Annotated in this window: 21 protein-coding genes; 15 read left to right on the top strand and 6 right to left on the bottom strand. The window is 70.0% G+C overall.

Translation table 11 applies throughout. The features are described 5' to 3' along the window. Positions 1-286 precede the first annotated feature (286 nt). From MKK67_RS07785 to mnmA, 3 genes are read right to left on the bottom strand one after another with little or no spacing between them, the layout of a single operon-like run. Positions 287-1,069: a TVP38/TMEM64 family protein gene (locus tag MKK67_RS07785; protein WP_243963223.1), complete on the bottom strand. Its 783-nt coding sequence runs from the start codon at positions 1,067-1,069 to the stop codon at positions 287-289. Beyond that, positions 1,066-1,719, bottom strand: coding sequence for a class I SAM-dependent methyltransferase (locus MKK67_RS07780; protein WP_243944429.1), 654 nt, complete (start codon positions 1,717-1,719; stop codon positions 1,066-1,068). The genes MKK67_RS07785 and MKK67_RS07780 overlap by 4 nt, the downstream gene beginning before the upstream one ends. 25 nt (positions 1,720-1,744) lie before the next feature. Further along, a complete protein-coding gene (gene mnmA / locus MKK67_RS07775; RefSeq protein WP_243963221.1) occupies positions 1,745-2,899 on the bottom strand; it encodes a tRNA 2-thiouridine(34) synthase MnmA in 1,155 nt (384 codons plus the stop codon). A 570-nt stretch (positions 2,900-3,469) separates the two neighbouring features. Between mnmA and MKK67_RS07770 the strand changes: the two genes are divergently transcribed. From MKK67_RS07770 to MKK67_RS07735, 8 genes are all read left to right on the top strand, one after another. Then, on the top strand, positions 3,470-5,071 hold the full coding sequence (locus MKK67_RS07770) for a flagellar hook-length control protein FliK (protein ID WP_243963220.1): 1,602 nt from the start codon (positions 3,470-3,472) through the stop codon (positions 5,069-5,071). 72 nt (positions 5,072-5,143) lie between these two features. After that, entirely contained in the window at positions 5,144-5,827 is a 684-nt protein-coding gene (locus MKK67_RS07765; RefSeq protein WP_243963218.1) for a flagellar hook assembly protein FlgD, read from the top strand. 91 nt (positions 5,828-5,918) lie between these two features. After that, entirely contained in the window at positions 5,919-6,194 is a 276-nt protein-coding gene (locus MKK67_RS07760) for a DUF1153 domain-containing protein (protein WP_007569077.1), read from the top strand. A 217-nt stretch (positions 6,195-6,411) separates the two neighbouring features. Next, positions 6,412-8,037: a flagellar basal-body MS-ring/collar protein FliF gene (fliF, locus tag MKK67_RS07755; RefSeq protein WP_243963216.1), complete on the top strand. Its 1,626-nt coding sequence runs from the start codon at positions 6,412-6,414 to the stop codon at positions 8,035-8,037. 24 nt (positions 8,038-8,061) lie between these two features. Then, positions 8,062-9,108 (top strand): flagellar motor switch protein FliG, encoded by a 1,047-nt coding sequence (locus MKK67_RS07750; RefSeq protein WP_243963215.1) that lies wholly within the window; start codon positions 8,062-8,064, stop codon positions 9,106-9,108. After that, positions 9,105-9,716: a FliH/SctL family protein gene (locus MKK67_RS07745; RefSeq protein WP_243963214.1), complete on the top strand. Its 612-nt coding sequence runs from the start codon at positions 9,105-9,107 to the stop codon at positions 9,714-9,716. The genes MKK67_RS07750 and MKK67_RS07745 overlap by 4 nt, the downstream gene beginning before the upstream one ends. Before the next feature lie 9 nt (positions 9,717-9,725). Continuing rightward, positions 9,726-10,058 carry a flagellar motor switch protein FliN gene (fliN, locus tag MKK67_RS07740; RefSeq protein WP_058194015.1) on the top strand — a complete coding sequence of 111 codons (333 nt, stop codon included), beginning with the start codon at positions 9,726-9,728 and terminating at the stop codon, positions 10,056-10,058. Positions 10,059-10,140: 82 nt separating this feature from the next. Further along, on the top strand, positions 10,141-11,502 hold the full coding sequence (locus MKK67_RS07735) for a sigma-54-dependent transcriptional regulator (RefSeq protein WP_243963213.1): 1,362 nt from the start codon (positions 10,141-10,143) through the stop codon (positions 11,500-11,502). A 25-nt stretch (positions 11,503-11,527) separates the two neighbouring features. Here MKK67_RS07735 and MKK67_RS07730 read toward each other — a convergent pair whose 3' ends face one another. Continuing rightward, positions 11,528-12,787, bottom strand: coding sequence for an MFS transporter (locus MKK67_RS07730; protein WP_243963212.1), 1,260 nt, complete (start codon positions 12,785-12,787; stop codon positions 11,528-11,530). 199 nt (positions 12,788-12,986) lie between these two features. On the opposite strand from MKK67_RS07730, the gene MKK67_RS07725 reads away from it, so the two are divergent. After that, positions 12,987-13,682 carry an ArsR/SmtB family transcription factor gene (locus MKK67_RS07725; RefSeq protein ID WP_243963211.1) on the top strand — a complete coding sequence of 232 codons (696 nt, stop codon included), beginning with the start codon at positions 12,987-12,989 and terminating at the stop codon, positions 13,680-13,682. A 13-nt stretch (positions 13,683-13,695) separates the two neighbouring features. Here the strand turns inward: MKK67_RS07725 and MKK67_RS07720 are convergent, their stop codons facing one another. Together MKK67_RS07720 and MKK67_RS07715 are read right to left on the bottom strand one after the other, a co-directional pair. After that, on the bottom strand, positions 13,696-13,977 hold the full coding sequence (locus MKK67_RS07720; protein ID WP_243963210.1) for a hypothetical protein: 282 nt from the start codon (positions 13,975-13,977) through the stop codon (positions 13,696-13,698). A 100-nt stretch (positions 13,978-14,077) separates the two neighbouring features. Beyond that, positions 14,078-15,391: a capsule biosynthesis protein gene (locus tag MKK67_RS07715; RefSeq protein ID WP_243963208.1), complete on the bottom strand. Its 1,314-nt coding sequence runs from the start codon at positions 15,389-15,391 to the stop codon at positions 14,078-14,080. Positions 15,392-15,572: 181 nt separating this feature from the next. Here MKK67_RS07715 and MKK67_RS07710 point away from each other — a divergent pair, with 181 nt between their 5' ends. From MKK67_RS07710 to MKK67_RS07685, 6 genes are all read left to right on the top strand, one after another. After that, positions 15,573-16,037, top strand: a complete 465-nt coding sequence (locus MKK67_RS07710) for a hypothetical protein (RefSeq protein ID WP_243963206.1) — start codon at positions 15,573-15,575, stop codon at positions 16,035-16,037. A gap of 87 nt (positions 16,038-16,124) precedes the next feature. Next, on the top strand, positions 16,125-17,168 hold the full coding sequence (locus MKK67_RS07705) for a flippase-like domain-containing protein (protein WP_279601493.1): 1,044 nt from the start codon (positions 16,125-16,127) through the stop codon (positions 17,166-17,168). A gap of 5 nt (positions 17,169-17,173) precedes the next feature. Then, positions 17,174-17,962, top strand: a complete 789-nt coding sequence (fliP, locus tag MKK67_RS07700) for a flagellar type III secretion system pore protein FliP (RefSeq protein ID WP_409568378.1) — start codon at positions 17,174-17,176, stop codon at positions 17,960-17,962. Positions 17,963-18,149: 187 nt separating this feature from the next. Then, positions 18,150-18,686, top strand: coding sequence for a TadE/TadG family type IV pilus assembly protein (locus MKK67_RS07695; protein ID WP_243963204.1), 537 nt, complete (start codon positions 18,150-18,152; stop codon positions 18,684-18,686). Further along, entirely contained in the window at positions 18,686-19,393 is a 708-nt protein-coding gene (locus MKK67_RS07690; protein ID WP_243963203.1) for a TadE/TadG family type IV pilus assembly protein, read from the top strand. Before MKK67_RS07695 ends, MKK67_RS07690 begins: the two co-directional genes overlap by 1 nt. Beyond that, on the top strand, positions 19,378-20,826 hold the full coding sequence (locus MKK67_RS07685; protein ID WP_243963202.1) for a pilus assembly protein TadG-related protein: 1,449 nt from the start codon (positions 19,378-19,380) through the stop codon (positions 20,824-20,826). The genes MKK67_RS07690 and MKK67_RS07685 overlap by 16 nt, the downstream gene beginning before the upstream one ends. Positions 20,827-21,060: the final 234 nt, after the last annotated feature.

Below are 21,060 nucleotides of genomic sequence, written 5' to 3'. Positions count from 1 at the left end.
CTCGATGGCTCGTCCCATCTGCGTCCGATCCAGTCTGACCGGATGGGGCTCTGAAGGGGGGAGCCGGTCTGTTCCTGGGGGTTGTGATGGCCGACAAGAAGCCGCTGGCCGATCCGGCCGATAGGGCGGCGTCCTCGGGATCGGGTGCCGCGCCGCAGGGCGGGTTCGCGGCCCTCGTTCCGGAACTCAGCGTGACGGATCTCGATGCCAGCCTTCGGTTCTGGTGCGGTCTATCCAACCGCGCAAAGCCGTTAAGCACCGCCGCAAGTCTCCCGACCGACTCGGATCAAGCCCGGCGGAACCGGCGGCTCAGAAACACGCTGCCCAGCGCGAACAGCGCCAGCATCGCCAGCCCCGCCACCATCTTGGGCGTGATCAGCGCCCGCAGGGTCAAAGCCTCGTCGCAGCCGGGCGCGCCCGAGGCCAGGCAGGCGGCCTTGGCGGTCTCGTGGGCGGCGACTACGTCGTCGATCCCGGCTCCGGTGGTGGCGTAGACCAGCGCGCCCGGCAGCAGACCCAAAAAGGTCGCCAGCACGAAGATCCGCATCTTCACCCCGCAGGCGGCGGGCGCGAGATTCGTCATCCAGAACGGGAATAGCGGCAGCAGCCGCATCACCGCGATGTACCCGAAGGCGTCGCGCCGGAACCCGTCCGTGAAGGCCGCGAGCCGCGTCCCGCCCACCCGGCGCAGCAGATCGACGCCGGGCCCCTTGCCGATGGCGAATACGATCGCCGCCCCGGTGGTGGCGGCGCAGACTGCGGTCAGCGCCCCCGGCACGATCCCGAACAAAAAACCGCAGATCATGGTCAGGATCAGCGTGGCCGGCACCGAAACGACCACGGAGATGACATAGAGCAGGTAGGCGGCCACCAGGGCGCGCACGAACCCGGCCTCGACGAAGCCGTGCAGCCAGGCCCGGGAGGCGAGCAGCCGGTCGAGGCTCAGGAGGTGCGCGGCCCCCGAGACCAGCACGACCGCCGAGATGCAGAGCAGCAGCACCAGCGGCAGCCAGCGCCGCAGTCGCTTCCAGAGCCCCTCGGGGACGGGGGCTGATCCGGTCTTGCTCACCCGGCTTTGCGCATCCGCAGGATCTTGAAGAAGCCGCCCGGGAAGGTCGGCTTCAAGCCCAGCACCTCGACGCCGTTGCGCCGGGCCCAGGCCTCGATCCGGGTCGCCTTGAAGTCCGACGACCAGCCGATCTTGGTGCAAAGTGGCGCCACCACCTCCTCGACCCGGGCCAGCGGGCCGTCGCTCTGGCCGAAATGGTTGGCGAGCACGATGCCGCCGCCCGGCCGGACCACCCGCAGGAACTCCGACATCGCGGCTTCGGGGTCGGGCACCAGGGTGATCAGGAACTGCGCCACCACGGCGTCGAAGCTCGCATCGGCGTAGCCGAGGTGGCAGACATCCATCACCTGCAGGCCCTTCACGTGGGACAGGTTCCGGCGCTTCACCTTGGCGCGGGCGCGCTTGAGCATGTCCTCGGAGAGGTCGACCCCGCAGACGAAGCTCGCCTTCGGGTAGTAGCCCAGCGCCAGCCCGGTGCCGACGCCGGCCTCCAGGATCCGCGGACCGTGCTCGGCCGCCGCCTCGACGGCCGCGCGGGCCGCCGGCTCGGTGAGCTTGTCGTAGACCACGTCGTAGACGGGGGCCCAGCGGGCATAGGCCTTACGCATCAGGGCCGTGCTCGGCCCGGCCATCTGCGGCTCGCTCAGCATCGTTCAGACTATCCAGAGATTGAGATCAGGCGGCTTCGCGGGGCCGGGCCGACAACGCATCGACCCTGCGGATGGTGCCGCCGCCGAGCACCCGAGCCCGGGGGCCGTCGTCGCCGTAGATCGCGCAGGCCTGGCCGGGGGATACGCCATCCTCGGGCTCGGCCAGCACCACCTCGGCGGTGCCGTCCGGACCGATGCTGAGCGTCGCCGGCCGGGGCGGCCGGGTCGAGCGGACGCGGACTGCCACGGGCAGGTCGCGCACCGACTCGGGCCGGCCCTCGCCCAGCCAGTTGAGGTCCGACAGGCGGATCCGGGTCGTCGCCAGGGCGGTACGCGGCCCAACCACCACCCGGGCGGCGTCCGGCTCCAGGCGCACCACGTAGAGCGGCTCGGAGCCCGACAGGCCGAGGCCCCGGCGCTGGCCGACCGTATAATGAACGATGCCGTCGTGCCGGCCGAGGACGTGGCCGGCGAGGTCGACGATCTCGCCGGGCCGGGCCGCGTCCGGCCGCAGGCGGGCGATCACGTCGCTGTAGCGGCCCTGCGGCACGAAGCAGATGTCCTGGCTGTCCGGCTTCTCGGCGAGCGACAGGCCGAGATCCTTGGCGAGCGCCCGGGTCTCGACCTTGGACATCTCGCCCAGGGGAAAGCGCAGGTAGGCGAGCTGCTCGGCGGTCGTCGCGTACAGGAAATAGCTCTGGTCCCGGGCCGGATCGAGCGCGCGATGCAGCGCCCGGCCGCCCTCCGGCAGGGCACGGCTCGCCACGTAGTGGCCAGTCGCCAGGGCGTCGGCGTCGAGATCCCGGGCGAGACCCAAAAGGTCGCGGAACTTCACCGTGCGATTGCACTCGACGCAGGGGATCGGCGTCTCGCCGGCGAGGTAGCTCTCGGCGAATTTTTCGATCACCGCGTCGCGGAACCGGTCCTCGTAATCGAGGACGTAATGCGGGATGCCGAGATGCTCGGCCGCGGCCCGGGCGTCGTTGATGTCCTGGCCGGCGCAGCAGGCGCCCTTGCGATGGGTCGCGGCGCCGTGGTCGTAGAGTTGGAGCGTGACGCCGACCACGTCGAAGCCCTGCCGCTTCAGGAGCCCCGCGACCACGGAGGAATCGACGCCGCCGGACATGGCGACGACGACGCGCGTCTCGTGGGCTGGCTTGGGAAGGTCGAGGGCGTTCATCGCAGGGGTCCGCCGCCGCCGGCTGAAAGGCGTCTCGGCTGCACGGCCCGTCTATAGCGGGAGTCGGGTTGGCTTTCCAGGGCGGCGTTTTTTGACGGGGGCGAGCCGGTTTGCGCGGGCGCGGTGCGGGACGTGGGATCAATCCCGGCAGCAAGCGCCGTCCACCCTCGCTGCAGCCAAAAGGAGGCAGAGGTTTCCGGACGACGCGCAAGTCCCCTCTCCCGCGCGGGAGAGGGACAGGGTGAGGGATGCGACCTTTCCGGATGAACCTAGTCCCTCACCCCAACCCTCTCCCGCACGGGAGAGGGGGCACGTCCCGTCTCCAAAGTAACGATGGTGATCATCACAGCCCCCTGAGATGGGAGGGAGCCGCGGGTGTCTCTCCGGCCTGCATGACCCAGCGACCGAGTGCCCCCCACCCGGCAAATGCTGCCGGGCGCGCGGCAGCTTCGGACCCGGACGATATCCGGCACCCGAGAGCGGCACGACAAAAGTCATTATCAATCAGTCTGTTATCCAACCGCCCCAATGGCCTGGCCCTTGCTCAACTCCCATCGAGAGGAGCCCAGCATGGCGAGCGGTGCGGCGGATCGGTTGGATGTCACCGGGTGGATTCCGTCCGCCCGCGCGGCGTCAACCACGCGATCGAGCTGGGATGCGGCGGGCGTTGCCGCCCGATCCGGCGACTCGTCGCAGGATCGCTTCGGCGCGGCGCTGAGCGCGGCCCGGGCTCGGGACGATGCGGCGGCGACACAGGCTCGCACGGACACCCAGCGCAGCCAGGCCGACGCGGCCCGCACGGCCGCGGAGCGTGCGCGGGATGCGGCCGATACCGCGAAGGCCCGCGCCGCCGCCCGGCCGGACGCCCGGCCCACCAATCCCGCCAAGCCGCCGGAGCCCCGCGCGCAGGCTCAGACTGCGACGCCTCCAGACAAGCGGTCTGACACATCGATGTCCCGCGCCGGGGTGCAGGCGCCGGCGAAAGCCTCGACATCCACCCCCGCCGGGGCTGCCCGAGACACGGATCCGAAGGCGCAGCCGGCCTCCGATACGGCCAGCCCCCCCGCACCGGAAGCCGCGACCGATGCGACGGCCGCCGATGCCGCCAAGACCGACACGAAAGCGGGGGATCCAGCCGCCACCGAGACCGCCCAGATCGAAGCCGTGCCGAGCGAGGCGCCGCCGCAGACAGCACCTCAGCCGGCGAGCCCAGCGGTGCCGGGAACGCTGCAGTCCCTGCTGGCCGAGCTGGTCAAGGGTGCCCCCGTCCTGGCCGGCGCCGCCGCGGCCGGTGGAGAGAGCGGAGAAGTGGGGGCGACCGGAGCGGTCGGCGCCGGTGCCGCGGGTTCGGGCGCGGCGGGTTCAGCGACGGCGCATGCCGACATCGCCGATGCCGCCGCGGCTTCGGCCGGCGCCGGGACCAAGATGGGCGTGGCGCCCACAACTCTGCGGGCTTCGGGCCAGGGCGCGAGCCCGGTGGAGGCCGTGAAGGCCGGCGCGGTTGATCCCGCGGGGACAGAGGCGGCTTCAAGCGCGTCCGCCGGCTCGGACTTTTTGGCCGCCCTGGCGGATGCCGGCCAGGGGAGCGGACAGGGCGCGGCCGCGGGTCTGCAGGCGCCGGTCCCAGCCCTGCCCCAGGGCAATCCGGACGCATCCGTTCTCGCCCCGCAGGCAGCCGGGACGCATACCGCCGCGACGCAGGCCGCCGCGCCGACCCCGACCCAGGCGCAGGCCCCGGTGGATCCGGCGGTGCCGATCGGCCAGGTGCCGATGACCATTGGGTTGCGCTCCCTTGCCGGGTCGAGCGAATTCCAGATCCGGCTCGACCCCGCCGAACTCGGGCGGATCGACGTCAAGCTCGAGATCGACAAGGCCCGCGGCACGGTGACGACCCACCTGGTGGTCGAGCGGCCCGAGACGCTGGCCATGCTCCAGCGCGACGCCAACCAGCTGCAGCAGGCCCTGTCTCAGGCCGGGCTCGATCCGTCCGCGGGCGGGCTCAACCTGTCGCTGCGCAGCGACGGCAACGCCCAGGGCGGCGCGGGCGGCGGCCAGGGCGAGGCGCCCCGGAGCGGCCAGACGGCCTGGGCGCAGGATCGCGCCGAGGCGCCCCAGGAGACCGCCCCGACGCGCTGGCTGCGCGGCTACGGCGGCCTCGACATCCGGATCTAGCGCGATGCGCGACCACATCGAAACATCCCGCGTCCCGGCTGTCCGCCCCGACGCGCCACGGGAGCGAGCCGCATGACCTCCGGCATATCCAGCGTTACCAACACGTCATCCACAGCGTCGAGCGCCACCGCGAGCGGCAATGCCAGCGAGATCGCCAGCAACTTCACGCAGTTCCTGACGCTGCTCACCACGCAGCTCAAGAACCAGAACCCCCTCGACCCGATGGATACCAACCAGTTCACTCAGCAGCTGGTCCAGTTCGCGGGCGTCGAGCAGCAGCTCAAGTCCAATGATCGCCTTGACAGCATCCTGACCGCGTCGAAATCGGCGAGTTCCGCCTCGGCCACGAGCTATATCGGCAAGAGCATCACGGCCGATGGCAGCGCGTCCCAGCTGTCCAAGGGCTCGGCATCCTGGACGCTGACACCCGCCCGGGCTGCCCCCAAGGCAGTGGTGACGATCCTCGATTCTAAGAACAACGTCGTGGCGACACAGACCACGTCGCTCACCGCCGGCAGCCAAACCTACAGCTGGAACGGCAAGACTTCGGCAGGGCTGACCGCGCCCGACGGGGCCTATTCGATCAAGGTCTCGGCCTCCGATACGACCGGGGCGAACGTGGCGGTCGACACCAGCCTCAACGGGACGGTGGACTCGGTCGACCTCAGCGGCGCGGCGCCGGTCCTGATGATCGGCTCTCAGAAAGTTCCGCTCAGCAGCGTGCAAAGCATAGGGTTGTCCACAAGTGGCACCTGACGAATCATATCCGAGTGATCCGCTTCAACATCTCTTAAGCGGAGGCAAGTACCTTCAACGCTCGACAGGTCAGTCGAGTGTAGAGCGTATCATGACCGAACCCAGCCGCCCGAGAGTCAAATACGTGATCGGGCCCGACGGCTCTCCTCTGACCATCGCGGATCTTCCGCCGCCGAGCACCCGCCGCTGGGTGATCCGGCGCAAGGCAGAGGTCGTGGCCGCCGTGCGCGGTGGCCTCCTCAGTCTCGAGGAGGCGTGCAAGCGCTACACCTTGACCACCGAGGAATTCCTGAGCTGGCAGTTCTCGATCGACCAGCACGGCCTCGCCGGGCTGCGGACGACCCGGATCCAGCACTACCGGCACTGAGCCGATGGGAGTCGGGATCGCGCCCCGTGCGGCCCGATCCCCCAAAAAAGCCGTCCGAAGCCGCTTCCGCACCCCGGATGCGGCTTCGTTCCGTTCCAGGGCCGTCTTTAACGCCCGTACGGCGCCCGGCATTAACGCCCCGCTAACCTTGGGCTGGGCAATTTCTGCCGGGCGGCCCGTCGGGCGCCGCCAGCGTTAGAGTGCAGCGAACCATCCCGTGAAGCTGGTCCTCGATCTCGTCACGAAGCTCGGACCCGCCCGGATCGCCGCCATGGCGGCGGTGACGCTGACCCTCATCGGCTTCTTCGCCTTCATCATCCTGCGGGTCTCGCGCCCCGATATGGGCGTGCTGTTCTCCGACCTGACGATGCAGGATTCGGCCGCCGTGATCCGCGAGCTCGACAGCCGCGGCATCCGCTACGAATCGAAGGGCGATACCGGCCAGACCATCATGGCGCCCCGGGCCGACCTCGCCCGGCTGCGGATGGACCTCGCCGGCAAGGGCCTGCCGGTCCAGGCCGGCGTCGGCTACGAGATCTTCGACAAGGGCGACGCGTTCTCGTCCACCAACTTCGTGCAGAACGTGAACCACCTGCGCGCCCTGGAGGGCGAGCTGTCGCGTTCGATCCGGGCGATCGGCCGGGTCCAGGCGGCCCGGGTCCACCTGGTCCTGCCCGAGCGGCGCCTGTTCGAGCGCGACCGGGAGACCCCGAGCGCCGCCATCGTGCTGAAGCTGATGGGCGAGCTCGATGCCGGGCAGGTGCGGGCGATCCGGCACCTCGCCGCCTCCGCCGTGGAGGGCCTGAAGCCCGAGCGGGTCTCGATCGTCGACGAGCGCGGCCGCCTGCTGGCCGACGGCGCCAAGGACGCCGATCCCAACGCCGCGAGCGCCTTCGAGGATCGGCAGATCGGTCTGGAGCGGCGCCTACGCGGCCAGATCGAGGACGTGATGGCCGGCATCGTCGGCCCGGGCCGTGCCCGGGTCCAGGTGAATGCCGAGCTGGACCTCAACCGGATCGAGAGCCGCTCCGAGACCTTCGACCCGGAGAGCCGGGTCGTGCGCTCGGCCCAGACCCGGACCGAATCGGCCGTCACCGGCAATGCCGACGGCCAGGTCACGGTCGGCAACGAGCTGCCGGGCGCCAATGGCGGCGACAAGCCCCCGGCCCCGAAGGACGCGACCAACAAGAACGAGGAGACCACCAACTACGAGATCTCGAAGGTCACCAAGACCGAGATCGCCGAGGGCGGCCGGGTCAAGCGCCTGTCGGTCGCCGTGGTGGTCGACGGGATCTACGCCATCGCCCCCGACGGCAAGCAGACCTACACGCCGCGCCCGCCCGCCGAGATCGAGCGGATCACCGCCCTGGTCCGGAGCGCGGTCGGCTTCGACAAGGCCCGCGGCGACCAGATCGAGGTGGTGAACCTGCGCTTCGCCGAGGCGCCGAGCGTGCCGCAATTCACCGAGCCGACCCTGATCGAGTCGCTGCTCGCGCCGACCAAGGAGGACGTGCTGCGCATGGCCGAGCTCTCGGTGCTGGCGCTCCTGACCCTGATCGTCCTGCTCACGGTGGTGCGGCCGCTGTTGCGGCAGGTGCTGGCGCCGGTCCCGGCCCCGCCGGTCCTGGCCGCCCCCGCGACCCTCGCCGAGGCCGCCGCCGCCGCAGCCGCGGGTGCGACGGTCACGATGATCGAGCGCGACAGCCCGACCGCCCGGCTGATGGAGTTCGCCAAGATCAACGGCCAGATCCAGGCCGACACCGTGCAGCGCGTCGTCGACATGGTCCGGGCCAGCCCGGCCGAGACGGTCGAGGTGCTGCGCGGTTGGATCCAGGAAGAGTAGCGCGTCGAGGATCGGGGACGAACGATGGCGGCAGGACTGGCGAATTCCCTGACGGCCGAGGGCGGCGACGCCTTCGCGGCGATGCCCGGTGCGCAGCGCGCGGCCGCGCTGCTTCTCATGCTTGGCGAGGCCGAGGGCGCGCCGATCTGGCAGATGCTGGAGGAGGACGAGGTCAAGAAGGTCAGCCACGCGATGGTCCAGCTCGGCACGCTGGAAGTCGCCACCGTCGAGCGGCTGATCATCGAGTTCGTGACGAAGCTCAGCAACAGCGGCGGCATCTCGTCGAACTTCGAGCGCACCGAGGCGCTGCTCCTGAAGATCTTCCCCAGCGATCAGGTCTCGCTGATCATGGCCGAGATCAAGGGCGCCTCGGGCAAGCGCGTCTGGGCCTCGATCGCCCAGGTCGATCCGGAGATCCTGGCCTCGTTCCTGCGCAACGAGTACCCGCAGACCGTGGCGGTGGTGCTGTCGCGGGTGCGGGCCGACTACGCCGCCAAGGTGCTCACCATCCTGCCCGAGGAATTCGCCATCGACGTCCTGAACCGGATGCTCCGCATGGAGACGGTGCAGAAGGAGGCCCTGCGCCACATCGAGGAGACCCTGCGGGTCGAGTTCGTCTCGACCATCGCCCAGACCCAGCGCCGCGACGCCCACGAGATGATGGCGGACGTGTTCAACGCCTTCGACCGCCAGACCGAGGGCCGGTTCCTGGCCGCCCTCGACCAGGCCAATCGCGGCTCGGCCAAGCGCATCCGCGAGCTGATGTTCACCTTCGAGGATCTGCTGAAGCTCGATCCGGGCAGCGTCCAGACCCTGATGCAGAGGATCGACGGCGCGACCCTGTGCCGGGCGCTCAAGGGCGCCAACGAGCCGACCCGGGCCTTCTTCATGAAGCAGATGTCGACCCGGGCCGCCAAGAACCTGACGGACGAGATGGCCTCGCTGGGCCCGGTCCGCCTCAAGGAGGTCGATGAGGCGCAAACGAAGATGACCGAGGTCGCCAAGGACCTCGCCGAGAAGGGCGAGATCATGATCGCCAAGAACAGCGCCGAGGAGGAGCTGGTCTATTGAACGCCTCGTCGCCCCAGATCGCGAAGCCGTTCTTGTTCGAGACCGACTTCCGCAGCCCGCGCCCGAGCGCGGCGGCCCAGCGCGCCGCCGAGGCGGCGGCCCGCGCGGAGGTGGAGGCGCATGCCCGCGGCGTGCAGGAGGGCCTGATCCAGGCCGAGGCCGAGATCCAGGGCCGGCTCGCCGGCGCGCTGAGCCACCTGGCCCAGGCCGCCGCCGCCCTCCTCGCCCGGGCCGACGCCCACGATGCCGAGCGCGAGGCGCAGGCGGTCGAGGTCGCCGTGCTGATCGCCCGGAAGGTCGCCGGCGACGCCCTCGACGCCGCCCCGCTGGCCAGCATCGGCGAGGCCGCCCGCACGGCGCTCCAGCACCTGCGCGGCGTGCCCCATCTCGTGGTCCGCGTGCATGACGGCCTCGTCGAGGACGCCGAGGCCCTGGTGAAGAAACTCGCCCGCGAGCGCGGCTACGAGGGCCGCCTCGTGGTGCTGGGCGATCCCGACATGCAGGCGGGCGACGCCCGCATCGAATGGGCCGACGGCGGCATCGTCCGCGAGCGCGCCCGCATCGAGGCCGCCGTCGCCGACGCCCTCGGCCTGCCCCCGACCGCCTAAGGATCCCGGATGTCCGACGATTTCAGCCTGCCCCAGCTCGGTGACACCGATCCCGACTACGCCGCGGGCTCGATCCGCGACACGCCCACCACCCCGAAGACGGCCGCCGACCTGGAGCAGCTGTTCGACGTGCCCGTGATGGTCTCGGCGGTGCTCGGCTCCTCGCGGATGCCGATCGGCGACCTGCTCCGGCTCGCCCCCGGCGCCGTGCTCGAACTCGACCGGAAGGTCGGCGAGGCGATCGACGTGTTCGTCAACAACCGACTCGTCGCCCGCGGCGAGGTCGTCCTCGTCGAGGACCGGCTCGGCGTGACGATGACCGAGATCGTCAAGGGCGAATGATTTTTTTGGGACTTTGCGCGGGAGACCGCCGCCTTGCGAGGCGGCTTGCACCTCACGCCACGACATTTGAGAGGGACGAACCATGCGGCTCCTGATGATCGGGCGGCTCAACGGCGAGCTGATCACCGCCTCCAAGATCGCGATGCGGCGCGGCGCCTCGGTGACGCAGGCGGACGCGATCCCGCAGGGCCTCAACGTCCTGCGTGCCAAGGGCGCCGACCTGATCATGATCGACGTGTCGCTGGAGGTGCGCGATCTCGTCGACGCGCTGGAAGCCGAGCGCATCCGCACGCCGGTCGTGGCCTGCGGGGTTTCGGCCGACGCGCAGACCGCGGTCGCGGCGATCCGGGCCGGGGCCAAGGAGTACATCCCGCTCCCGCCCGATCCCGAGCTGATCGCCGCGGTGCTGGAGGCGGTCGCCTCCGACCGCGCCGCCTTCGTCTGGCGCGACCCGTCGATGGAGCGGGTGGTCAAGCTCGCCGAGCAGGTCGCCCCCTCCGAGGCCTCGGTACTGATCACCGGCGAGAGCGGCACCGGCAAGGAGGTGCTGGCCCGCCACGTCCACCTGAAATCCCACCGGGCCGGCAAGCCGTTCGTCTCGGTCAATTGCGCGGCGATCCCCGAGGCCCTGCTCGAATCCGAGCTGTTCGGCCACGAGAAAGGTGCGTTCACCGGCGCGGTCGCCCGGCGCATCGGCCGGTTCGAGGAGGCCAATGGCGGCACCCTGCTGCTCGACGAGATCTCCGAGATGGATGTCCGCCTGCAGTCGAAGCTGCTGCGCGCCCTGCAGGAGCGGGTGATCGACCGGGTCGGCGGCACCGCCCCGGTGCGGGTCGATATCCGCGTGCTGGCGACCTCGAACCGCAACCTGATGGAGGAAGTCCGCAAGGGCACGTTCCGGGAGGACCTGTTCTACCGGCTCAACGTCGTCTCGCTGAAGCTGCCGGCCCTGCGCGACCGGCCGGCCGACATCCTGGAACTCGCCGCCCATTTCGCCCGGAAATACGCCGAGGTGAACGGCGTGCCGGCCCGGCCGCTCAGCGCCGAGGCGCGGGCGCTGATGCTGAAGAACCCCTGGCGCGGCAACGTCCGCGAGCTCGAGAACACCCTGCACCGGGCGGTCCTTCTGGCCTCCGGGCCCGAGATCGGCCCCGACGCGATCCTGTCCCCGGACGGCGAGTCGATCGCCACGGAAGGGCCCGCCGGCCGCGCCGTGCAGGCCGCCGAGGCCGCCACCCGCGGCCTGGTCGGCCGGACCGTGGCGCAGGTCGAGTGCGACCTGATCCTCGACACCCTCGACCATTGCCTCGGCAACCGCACCCACGCAGCCAAGATCCTCGGCATCTCGATCCGCACCCTGCGCAACAAGCTCAACGAGTACGTCTCGGCCGGCCTCGACGTGGCCGAGCCCGGCGCCGTCCGGGCGAGCGCGGCTTACGGCTGAGCTGTTTCTTGGACTGACGGCCGTATCACGCGCGTGGAAGCGGCCCGATCGCGCCCGGGCGCAGCTTGCACGCGCGGCAACCCGCGAGATAGGCGCCGCTTGCCGCGAGCTGGATGGCGGCGGCGGCCCAAAAGATCGCATTGTCCGATCCGAGCTGCCGCAGCAGGCCGAACAGGGCCGGCGCGAAGGCGTAGGCGGCCTGCGAGAGCGCCACGATCAGCGCGACCACCCGCGGCGCGTCGGCCTGGGCGAACTCGACCTGCGCGATGAGCGGCGGCAGCGAGGTCGCGTTTCCGATGCTGGACCCGACCAGGACGATTCCGAGGAGCAGCAGGGCAACGTCGGTGCTGCCGGACAGGATCAGCACGCCGCAGCCCAACGCCTGGACCAGCAGGTTGAGCGCGGCGACGGCGCGGCGATCCGCGCCGGCCGGCATGCACCAGCCGACGAGCATCCGCCCGGCGATGGCCGCGGCGGTCGAGAGCCCGGCCGCGAGGCCCGCCCCCTGCGTCCCAAGGGCCGGCGCGAGCACGGAGACGAACTGGGCGATCAGGCCGATCTGGGCGAACAGTGCCAGGGCCATGCCGAGGCTCAGCGTCAGGAACGCCCGGTCGTGCGCCAGACGCGCCACGGGGCGCATGGGGGCGCTCTCCATCTTCGGATTTGCGGCTGCACCGGCATTGCCATCGGGAATTTGGCCCATTCCGCCGGGGGTCCGTGGGAGCACGATCAGCGCGAGCAGCCCGAGCGTGCCGACCATGACGGCACCGACGATCAGAGCCGCCGCCGGAAAGCCGACCCGGCCGATCAGCGCGACCCAGAGCGGGGAGAACAGGACCCCGCCGATGCTCGCGCCGTTATAGGCCATGCTCAAAGCGGCCGGGCGCCGCGCGACGAACCACGGGGCGATCATGGCGTTCACGGCCGCGGCACCGAGCGCCGGCCAGCCCGCGCCGGTCAGCAGCGCGGCGGCATAGAGCTGCCCGGGGGTCTGGGCACAGGCCCAGCCCAGGACGCCCAGCGCCAGCACCACGGCCCCGGCGAAGGTCACGGCGGGCAAGCCGAAGCGTCGATGCAAAGCGGGCAGGTTGGCGACGATGCCGACGCCCGCCAGGAAATGCAGGGTCACGGCCCCGGACACCAGGGTGATCGGCCAGCCATGGGCCTGCCGGACCACCTCCAGATAGACCGGCGGCCCGTAGAAGCCGACGCCCCAGCCGAACACCGCGACGATGAAGGCGGCGGCCACGACGCGCCAGCCATAGAAATCCGATAGGCTGCCCATGCTCGAAACTCCACGCGGTCGGAGAGACTGGACGACCGGAAGCGTCGCCCGATCCGGCGATCCCGCGCTCGGCTTCGGAGGTCGTCGGGGTCGCCGTCCCTGGCCGGACCTATGGCCGAGGCAACCGGCCGGCTGCTTCGGTGGGCACCGAACCATCGCCGCCCGAAAGCCGCTATGAATCGGGGTACGAGGTGGAGCGATGGTGACGACGGTCTCGGTCGCGCAGGTCGGCGCCCTGGTGGGCGATCCGGCGCGCGTGGCCATGCTGCAAGCCCTGATGGATGGTCGCGCCCTGACGGCCTCCGAGCTGGCGCAGGCCGCCGGGATCACGCCGCAGACGGCGAGCGGCCATCTCGCGCAGCTCGCGGCGGCGTCCCTCGTGACCGTGTCGAAGCAGGGCTGGCACCGCTACCACCGCCTCGCCAGCCCGGAGGTCGCCCGGCTGCTGGAAAGCCTCATGCTACTTGCCTCCAATGCGGCGGTGCGTCGGCCCCGCACCGGACCGCGGGATCCGCACCTGCGCCTGGCGCGGACCTGCTACGATCACATGGCCGGCTGGCTCGGCGTCCAGCTCGCCGATGCGCTGGTGGCCCGGAACTGGGTCGAGCTCGCCGAGGACGGGGCGCTGGTCACACCGGAGGGCCTGAATCGGCTGGCTGCCCTTGGTCTCGATGCGGCAGCCGGCGGCCGGGCGAAGTTCTTGTGCCGCCCATGCCTGGATTGGAGCGAGCGCCGCCCGCATCTCGCCGGTCGACTCGGCACGGCGCTGTGCACGCACAGCCTGCAACGGGGCTGGGTCCGCCGGCAGTCCGGCTCGCGCGCGCTCAATGTCACGTCCGCCGGCTGGCGGGCCTTCCACGAGCTGTTCGATATCAGGCCGCCCGCGGCGCCCTGAGCCGCGGCCCGCGTCACCGCCCGTTGCGGGACGCCTTGTTGGCCTCGTTCTGGGCCGCGAAGGCCGCGTCGAGCTTGCGCAGGGATTCGTAGCGGGCGACATCGCCCTCCACGTCGCGGATCGTCTCCTCGACGAGATGGCGCTGGAGCGCGACGCGCGGGTCGTCGGGGGGCAGCGCCTCGCGCTCTTGGAGGCGGAGCACGGCCTGCCGCACGACCGTGTAGACCGCCTCGCGCTCCGCCCGGCTCATCGAGGGCCGGATCGCCTTCGCGACGAGATCGGAGAAATCCGACATGGACCGTTAGACTTCACGCATTGACCGGGGAGGCCCGGGACACCGGGCCGTCTCCCTCTACAGACCGCGCGGCGCGGGATCCAGACCCCGCGGCGCCGGCTTACATCCGCTGGTCGCGGATGCCGGCGATCAGGAGCGAGGACGAGCTCCAGAGCACGAAGAAGCAGAAGAACGCCACGATCAGGGTGTGGCCCCGCTCGGGGTAGAGGCTGTCGGTCGGGAGGACCGGCGGCACGAAGGTCGCCAGGAAGATGTGCTGCTTGCTGGCCGAGACCCGAGCCCGGTCGAGCAGCATGTGCGCCGATTCCTCGAGTTTTTCCGCGATGGTCCGCTCGACCAGCAGGCCCTCGTACTGGAGCAGCGCCTCGGTCAGGTTGGTGCCGCCGCCCGCGGCCGCGCCGGCATTGGTCAGCTCGTCCTGCAGCGTCTTCATCTGCTGCTCGATGGCCGCGATGTTCGAGACCAGCGTCTGGATCGAGCGCGAGCGCTCATCGAGGTTCGAGCCGCGCAGGACCTGCAGGTCGGTCTCGAGCTTCAGCTTCTCCTTGCGCAGGATCGTCAGGGTGGTGAGCGTCCCCTCGGCGGTCTTGATCGGGTCGATCACGCCCCACTGGTTGCGAAAGCTCTGCAGCCCGAGATGCGCCTTGCGCAGGCGCTCCTGCGCCACCGTCGCATCCGCCTGGGCCTGCTTGACCATGTCGGCCTGGGCGCGCTTCGAGATGTCGTTGATCAGCGCCTCGGACCGGCTCACCACCTCGCGGGCAATGGTCAGGGCGTCCTGCGGGGTGAAGGCGCGCACCGACAGGCGGATCACGCCCGAGATCGAATCGATATGCGCATCGACGTGCTTGCGCCAATATTTCGTCAGGTCCTCGATCGGGTCGCTCGGATCGAACCGGGCCCAGAAATCGGCCTCGGGACGGGAGAACATCTTCGAGATGCCGATGCTCTTCTCCAGCGCCTCCACCAGGGTCTGGCTGGCGATGAAGTCGCGGACGATGAAGCTGTCCTGGCTGTTGTGCTTCTGAATCAGGTTCGTGTACTGGCCGAGCGAGATGTTCTCCATCGGCTCGACGTTGCCGCGCACCGTGAACTGCGCTTCGGCGATGTACTGGTTGGACGCGAAGGCGAACAGGTACAGGCCGACCACCAGGGTCGGCAGCAGCACGAACATCCCGACGCGGCGGATGATCCGCGCCCCGTAGCTCGACGTGTCCTCCCGGCGCCGGCCGAGGCCGGGCAGGCGGGTCCAGTCGAGACGCTCGCGCGCCGCGGCCACCAGCGCCCGGGCGCCGCGCTTCTCAGGCACCGGACGGATCGTCTCCGCGCCGTGGCGCAGCTCGGTCATCGTCGATGGGGCGAACGTCACGAGTTCGCCTTCGCGCGTGTCGTCCTTGACGTCGTCGAAGCTCATCCGCTCACTGTTCCTGGGTCTGCGCCGGATCCGCCACCGCGAAACCGGCCGGAGGACGGCCCGTGCGCAGGGTCGGAATCCCGTTCTTTTAGGCCCTTTTTAAGGCACCGCCCCCCGCCCCTGCCGCACCGCGGCGACGGGCAGCGTAGCCGGCCCCGGTATCGCGCCGTAGAGTCTCCCGATGATGACACGCCCTCGCGTCTCCCCCGGCCCCGGAGACCGCACCGCCGGCCGACCGGCCCTCACCAAGTCGGCCAAGACCCGGTCAGCGAAAACCAAGCTCGCGGAGGTCGTGGTGGTGTGCTCAAAATGCGCCAAGCGCCAGGGCCTGCGCCCGCGGGCGGTGCGGGCGATGCTGAAGGGCGCGGCCAAGCAGGCGGCCAAGGACGGGCTGCTCACCGGGCGGACCAAGCTCTGCATCGTCGAGTCGGGCTGCCTCGGGCCTTGCCCGAAACGCGCGGTGGCCGTGGCCACGGGTGCGAGCCTGGCGGAGGGCCGCGTCGTCCTGCTCGATCCCGAGGCCGCCCCCCAGGACGCCCTCGCCGCGGTGCTGCGCCCCGTGCTACCGCGGCGGTGCGCCCCCGAATTCGGCCCCAATACCCCCCTAGCGGCGGTGGCACCTGCCGAATCGCCGCCGGATGCTTGACTGGCGCAACCTGGAGCGCTCGCCCTTGCCCGCCATTCGGCGCACATCCCCTGCGGGCCGGCCGTGAGCGGCGACCGCGCCTCCCCGATGCGCCGCTTCGGCCTGGCCGTCCTGCGCCGGCTGCCCCTGATCGGCACGCTGATCGGCCTCGGCCTCGCGGTCTGGCTGGTGGCGACCAACGATCTCTCCGCGGTGGCCGCGGCGTTCGGGCGGATCGGCTTCGTGGGCTTTGCCGGCGTCACGCTGGTCCGCGCCCTCGTGGTGCTGGTCTGCGGCCTCGCCTGGGCGCGCATCATGGACGGGCTGTCGCCCGCCCCGGCCTCGGCCTGCCTGATCCTGCGCTTCGTGCGCGAGGGCATCAACGTGCTGCTGCCCGTGGCCTCGGTGGGCGGCGACGTGCTCGGAGCGCGGCTCCTGACCTTCTGGGGCGTGACCGGCACCCTGGCGGCGGCCTCGGTGCTCGCCGACATGCTGTTCCAGGTCGGGACGCTGGCGCTGTTCGCCGGCCTCGGCGCCGGCCTGTTGAGCCGGGTCGAGGGTCCGGCGGCCGCCGAGCTGGCGCACTGGACCTTGCGGACGCTCGCGGTGGCGGGCCTCGCGGTGGCGGCGTTCTTCGCGCTCCAGCGCACCGGGATCGTGCGCGTGCTGGAGGATCGCATCGCGGCTCTGGGCCGGCGCTTCGTGCGCGAGACGGAGGCGCGTTCCGAGCCGGCGCCGCGGATCCAGGGGGCCCTCGACACGGTCTGGGCGGCGGAACGGCGCGGCCGCCTCGTCCAGTCCTTCGCCCTGCACGCCCTGGCCTGGCTGCTCGGCGCCGCCGAGGTCGCGGTCGTCCTCACCTGCATCGGCGTCGAGAATCTCAGCCTGTCGGAGGTCCTGGTGATCGAGGCGCTGAGCCAGGCGATCAAGGCTGCGGCCTTCCTGGTGCCGAGCGGGCTCGGTGTGCAGGAGGGCGGCCTCGTGCTGGTCTGCGGCCTGTTCGGGATCGATGCCGGCACGGCGATCGCCCTCTCCCTCGCCCGCCGGATCCCGGATGTCGTGCTCGGCCTGCCGGCGCTGTTGGTCTGGCAGAACCTCGAGGCGCGGCGCACGGGCGTGCGCCCGGCCACCCCCACCTGCGACCGTCCGTGACCCCGATGCCCGTGACCCCGATGGATGACGCGCCGGCCGGCGACGCGAAACGGTCCCTTGTCCGAAAACGCCGCATCCTGAGCCTCGCCGGGCTGGCCGGCGCCCTGTTGGCGGCCGGACCGGCCCTGGCCCAGAGCCTCAGCGTCGATCTCGGCGCGGGCGGCACCACCGAGCGGGCGCTCCAGCTCGTCGCGCTGATCACCGTCCTGGCGGTGGCGCCCTCCGTGCTGGTGATGGCCACTGCCTTCACCCGGATCGTCGTGGTGCTGTCGATCCTGCGCTCGGCGCTGGGCACCCAGACGGCGCCGCCGACCGCAGTGATCGTCAGTCTCGCGCTGTTCCTCACCGCCTTCGTGATGGCCCCCACCGGGCGCGCCGCCTACAGCGCCGGAATCGAGCCCCTGGTCGCTGGGCGGATCACGCAGGTCCAGGCCTTCGAGCGGGCGTCCGCGCCGTTCAAGACGTTCATGCTGAAGAACGTGCGCGAGAAGGACCTGAAGCTGTTCCTCGACCTCGCCAAGGTGCCGGTGCCGAAGGGGCCGGAGGATGTCGGCCTCGAGATCGTGACCCCGGCCTTCATGATCTCGGAGCTGCGCCGCGCCTTCGAGATCGGGTTCCTGCTGTTCATCCCGTTCCTGATCATCGACCTCGTGGTCGCCTCGGTGCTGATGGCGGTGGGCATGATGATGGTGCCGCCCGCCACCGTCGCCCTGCCGTTCAAGCTGATCTTCTTCGTGCTGGTCGACGGCTGGACCCTGGTCGCCGGGTCACTGGTCCAGAGCTACGGCGGATAGAACGCGCGTTGCCGAAGTGGATACCGGTTCGGCGCCAGTTGGCGCGTCATGGCAATGACTTTGAGAGGCCGGCCCAATGCGATCAGGCCGGATGCGGCCCAAGATTCACCAAGGTAAGTCCATAGAGTCCCCAAGTCTGTCTTAACTTGGGTTTAGCAATCCCTTGCTAACTGAGCGCATGTTTTTCATGCATCACTACGTTCGCGATCGGAAAGGGGCGGCTGCGGTCGAGTTCGCCCTGGTCGCGATGCTGTTCATCCTGGCCCTGCTGTTCGTCATGACCGTGGCCACGATCCTGTTCATCAACCAGTCTCTGGACTACGCCACGACGCGAGCCGCCCGGCAGATCCTCACCGGGGCGGCCCAGGCGAGCGCCCTCGACCAGGCGAGCTTCAAGACCTCGCTGTGCCGCAACCTGCCGGCGACGCTGAAATGCAGCAACCTCGTCGTGAACCTGTACGTGGTGCCGACCGGTTCTTCCTCCAGCGGCTACTACACCTACGTGAAATCCGACCTCAGCGGCCTGGCGATCCCGGCGCTGACCCCGGGTTCCGGCCAGTACAGCCTCGGCACGCGCGGGCAGTACCAGTACCTTTTGGTGATCTATCCGATCACCTTCCTGCCTTCGGCGTTCGCGTCGATGCTCGGCGGCGGTGCGACCTTCAACGGCGCACCGGCCTACCTGACGATCTCGACGGCGGCGTTCCGCAACGAGCTGTTCTGATGGCGGGTGGTTTGCCCTCGGCAGCGTCCTTCTTCCGGGACACGCGGGCGGTCTCGGCGATCGAGTTCGCCCTGCTCCTGCCGGTTCTGCTGATCCTGATGCTCGGCGGCATCCAGCTGGTCACCTACGTCAACGCCAGCCGCAAGGTCGGGCTGGTCGCCCAGTCGATCAGCCAGATGATCTCCCAGGCGATGCCGCCCTCGGGCTCGACGGTGGCGACCGTCAACGCCGCCGACCTGCATTTCAGCTACGATTCCACCCTCGTGCTGTTTCCGTATTTGATGAAGGACGGGCCGCGGCAGGGCCTGCAATGGTGGCAGGACATCGCCATCACCTACGCCGCGGTCGCGTTCACCCAGACGGCGTCGAGCTGTACGGGCAGCGACCTGAGCGCCTGCTACACGGCCGCCGTCGCCTGGACGAGTTCGGGCACCACCGGCGGCAATTACCGGCCCTGCGCGGTCCCGCAGCTTCCCGCCGCCGACACCGCCCCGCCCAACCGGACGACGCTGCCCCGCTCGGTCTTCGGGCCGGGTTCGATCGTCGCGGTGGATGTGGTCTTCAACTTCCGGCCGTCCTTCGGCGCGCGGTTCGTCCCCGCCGTTCGGATCGCCCGCTCGATGTACGTGCAGCCGCGCTACGCCTCGCTGGTCAATTTCGACCCGGCGGGCAACGATGGGATCGCCGTGAAATGCCCGGGTTTCTGAACCGCGCGCGCCGCCTCGTCGCCCGGGCGGCGCCCCTTTCGGGCGCGCGCGCCGGCAACGTGACGATCCTGTTCGGCCTGAGCCTGCTGCCGATGGTCGGCCTGCTCGGCTATGGGGTCGATTACGGCGTGGCGATCACCGACAAGGCCAAGCTCGACGCCGCCGCGGATGCGGCCGCCATCGCCGCGGTGGCGACCGCCAAGGCCTACATCGCCGCCAATCCGGGCCAGGCGAACGTGACCGCCAACGCCATCGCGGCCGGCATCGCCCAGGCGACCAACGCCTTCAGGGTCAATGCCGGCACCGTGCCGTTCGCGCAGGTGCAGCTCCGGACGCCGACGATCGTGCGACGAAGCCAGACCCTGGTGTCGACGGTCGTCTACAGCGCCGCGGTGAAGAACAACTTCGGACAGATCTTCCGGACACCGACCACGAATTTCTCCAACACGGTCACGGCCTCGGCCGACCTCGCGAGCTATCTCGACTTCTACCTGCTCCTGGACGTGTCGGGCTCGATGGGCCTGCCGGCGACCACCGCCGGCATGAGCAAGCTGGCGAGCCAGAACAACGACATGAAATGGGATTACCAGCAGGGCTGCCAGTTCGCCTGCCATTATCCCGGCAACGACGGCTGGGGCTTGGCCGCAGGCAAGATCCAGCTGCGCTCGGACGCCGTCAACAACGCGGTCTGCTCGCTGATCCAGCGGGCCGCCAACCCGACGGTGACGAATCAGTACCGCGTCGGCCTGTACCCGTTCATCAACCAGATGGGCACGCTCGCCGACATCAACAGTTCGATCGCGACCCTGAACACCGCCGCCCAGTGCTCCCTGGCCTGGCCCCTCGCCCTGACCGGCCTGCTCGATACCGGAACCACCCAACTCTACACGAACAACGACCCGAGCACCGGCATCGGCTCCGGCGGCACGCATTTCGAGGTCGTCCTGCCGCAGATGAGGACCGCCATCACCAATACCGGCGGGTTCGGCGACGGCTCCAGCATCAACGCGCGCAAGCCATTCGTCTTCCTGATCACGGACGGGATGCAGAACGGTCAGCACTATTCCATCTTCAAGAACAACAAATACTACTACCCGGGCAACCCTTCAAAATTCTCGGGCTACGCCAACGCCGACTTCGACATATCGACCCCTTCACAGATCGATCCGTCACTCTGCACGGCGCTGAAGAATGCCGGAGCGACGATCTCGATCCTGTACATTCCCTACAACATCATCACCTTCACGGATTACGGCGGGATCGTCGCCGGGGAAAACAAGAAGGTGAACGCGTTCAGCCCGACACTCGCGACGCCTCTGCAGAGCTGCGCCTCGCCGGGATATTTCTACACGGCCAACAGCCCGGCTGACATCAAGAGTTCGCTCAACGCCATGTTCGATCAAGCGCTGCAGGTCGCGCGGCTGACGCAGTGAGGATCGGGCCCTCCAAGTCGCCCTCACCGTCATTGCGAGCGCAGCGAAGCAACCCAGGGCTGCGCGCGCGTTCCGAACGTGGCGGTTCCCTAGGTTGCTTCGCTCCGCTCGCAATGACGGCGCGGGGCGATGGAAGTCCGGGATCGGGCGTCGACGATCCGCATGACCGAAAACCCCACTTCGCGCGCCGGCGGCTCGAACGGGTGCTTACGAGCGGGACACGCTTGTCGCCTC

It is taken from the genome of Methylobacterium sp. J-072, from assembly GCF_022829425.1.
Lineage (GTDB): Bacteria > Pseudomonadota > Alphaproteobacteria > Rhizobiales > Beijerinckiaceae > Methylobacterium.
The sequence above is the reverse complement of the archived record's forward strand: the minus strand, read 5'-3'. Positions and strand labels throughout refer to the sequence as shown.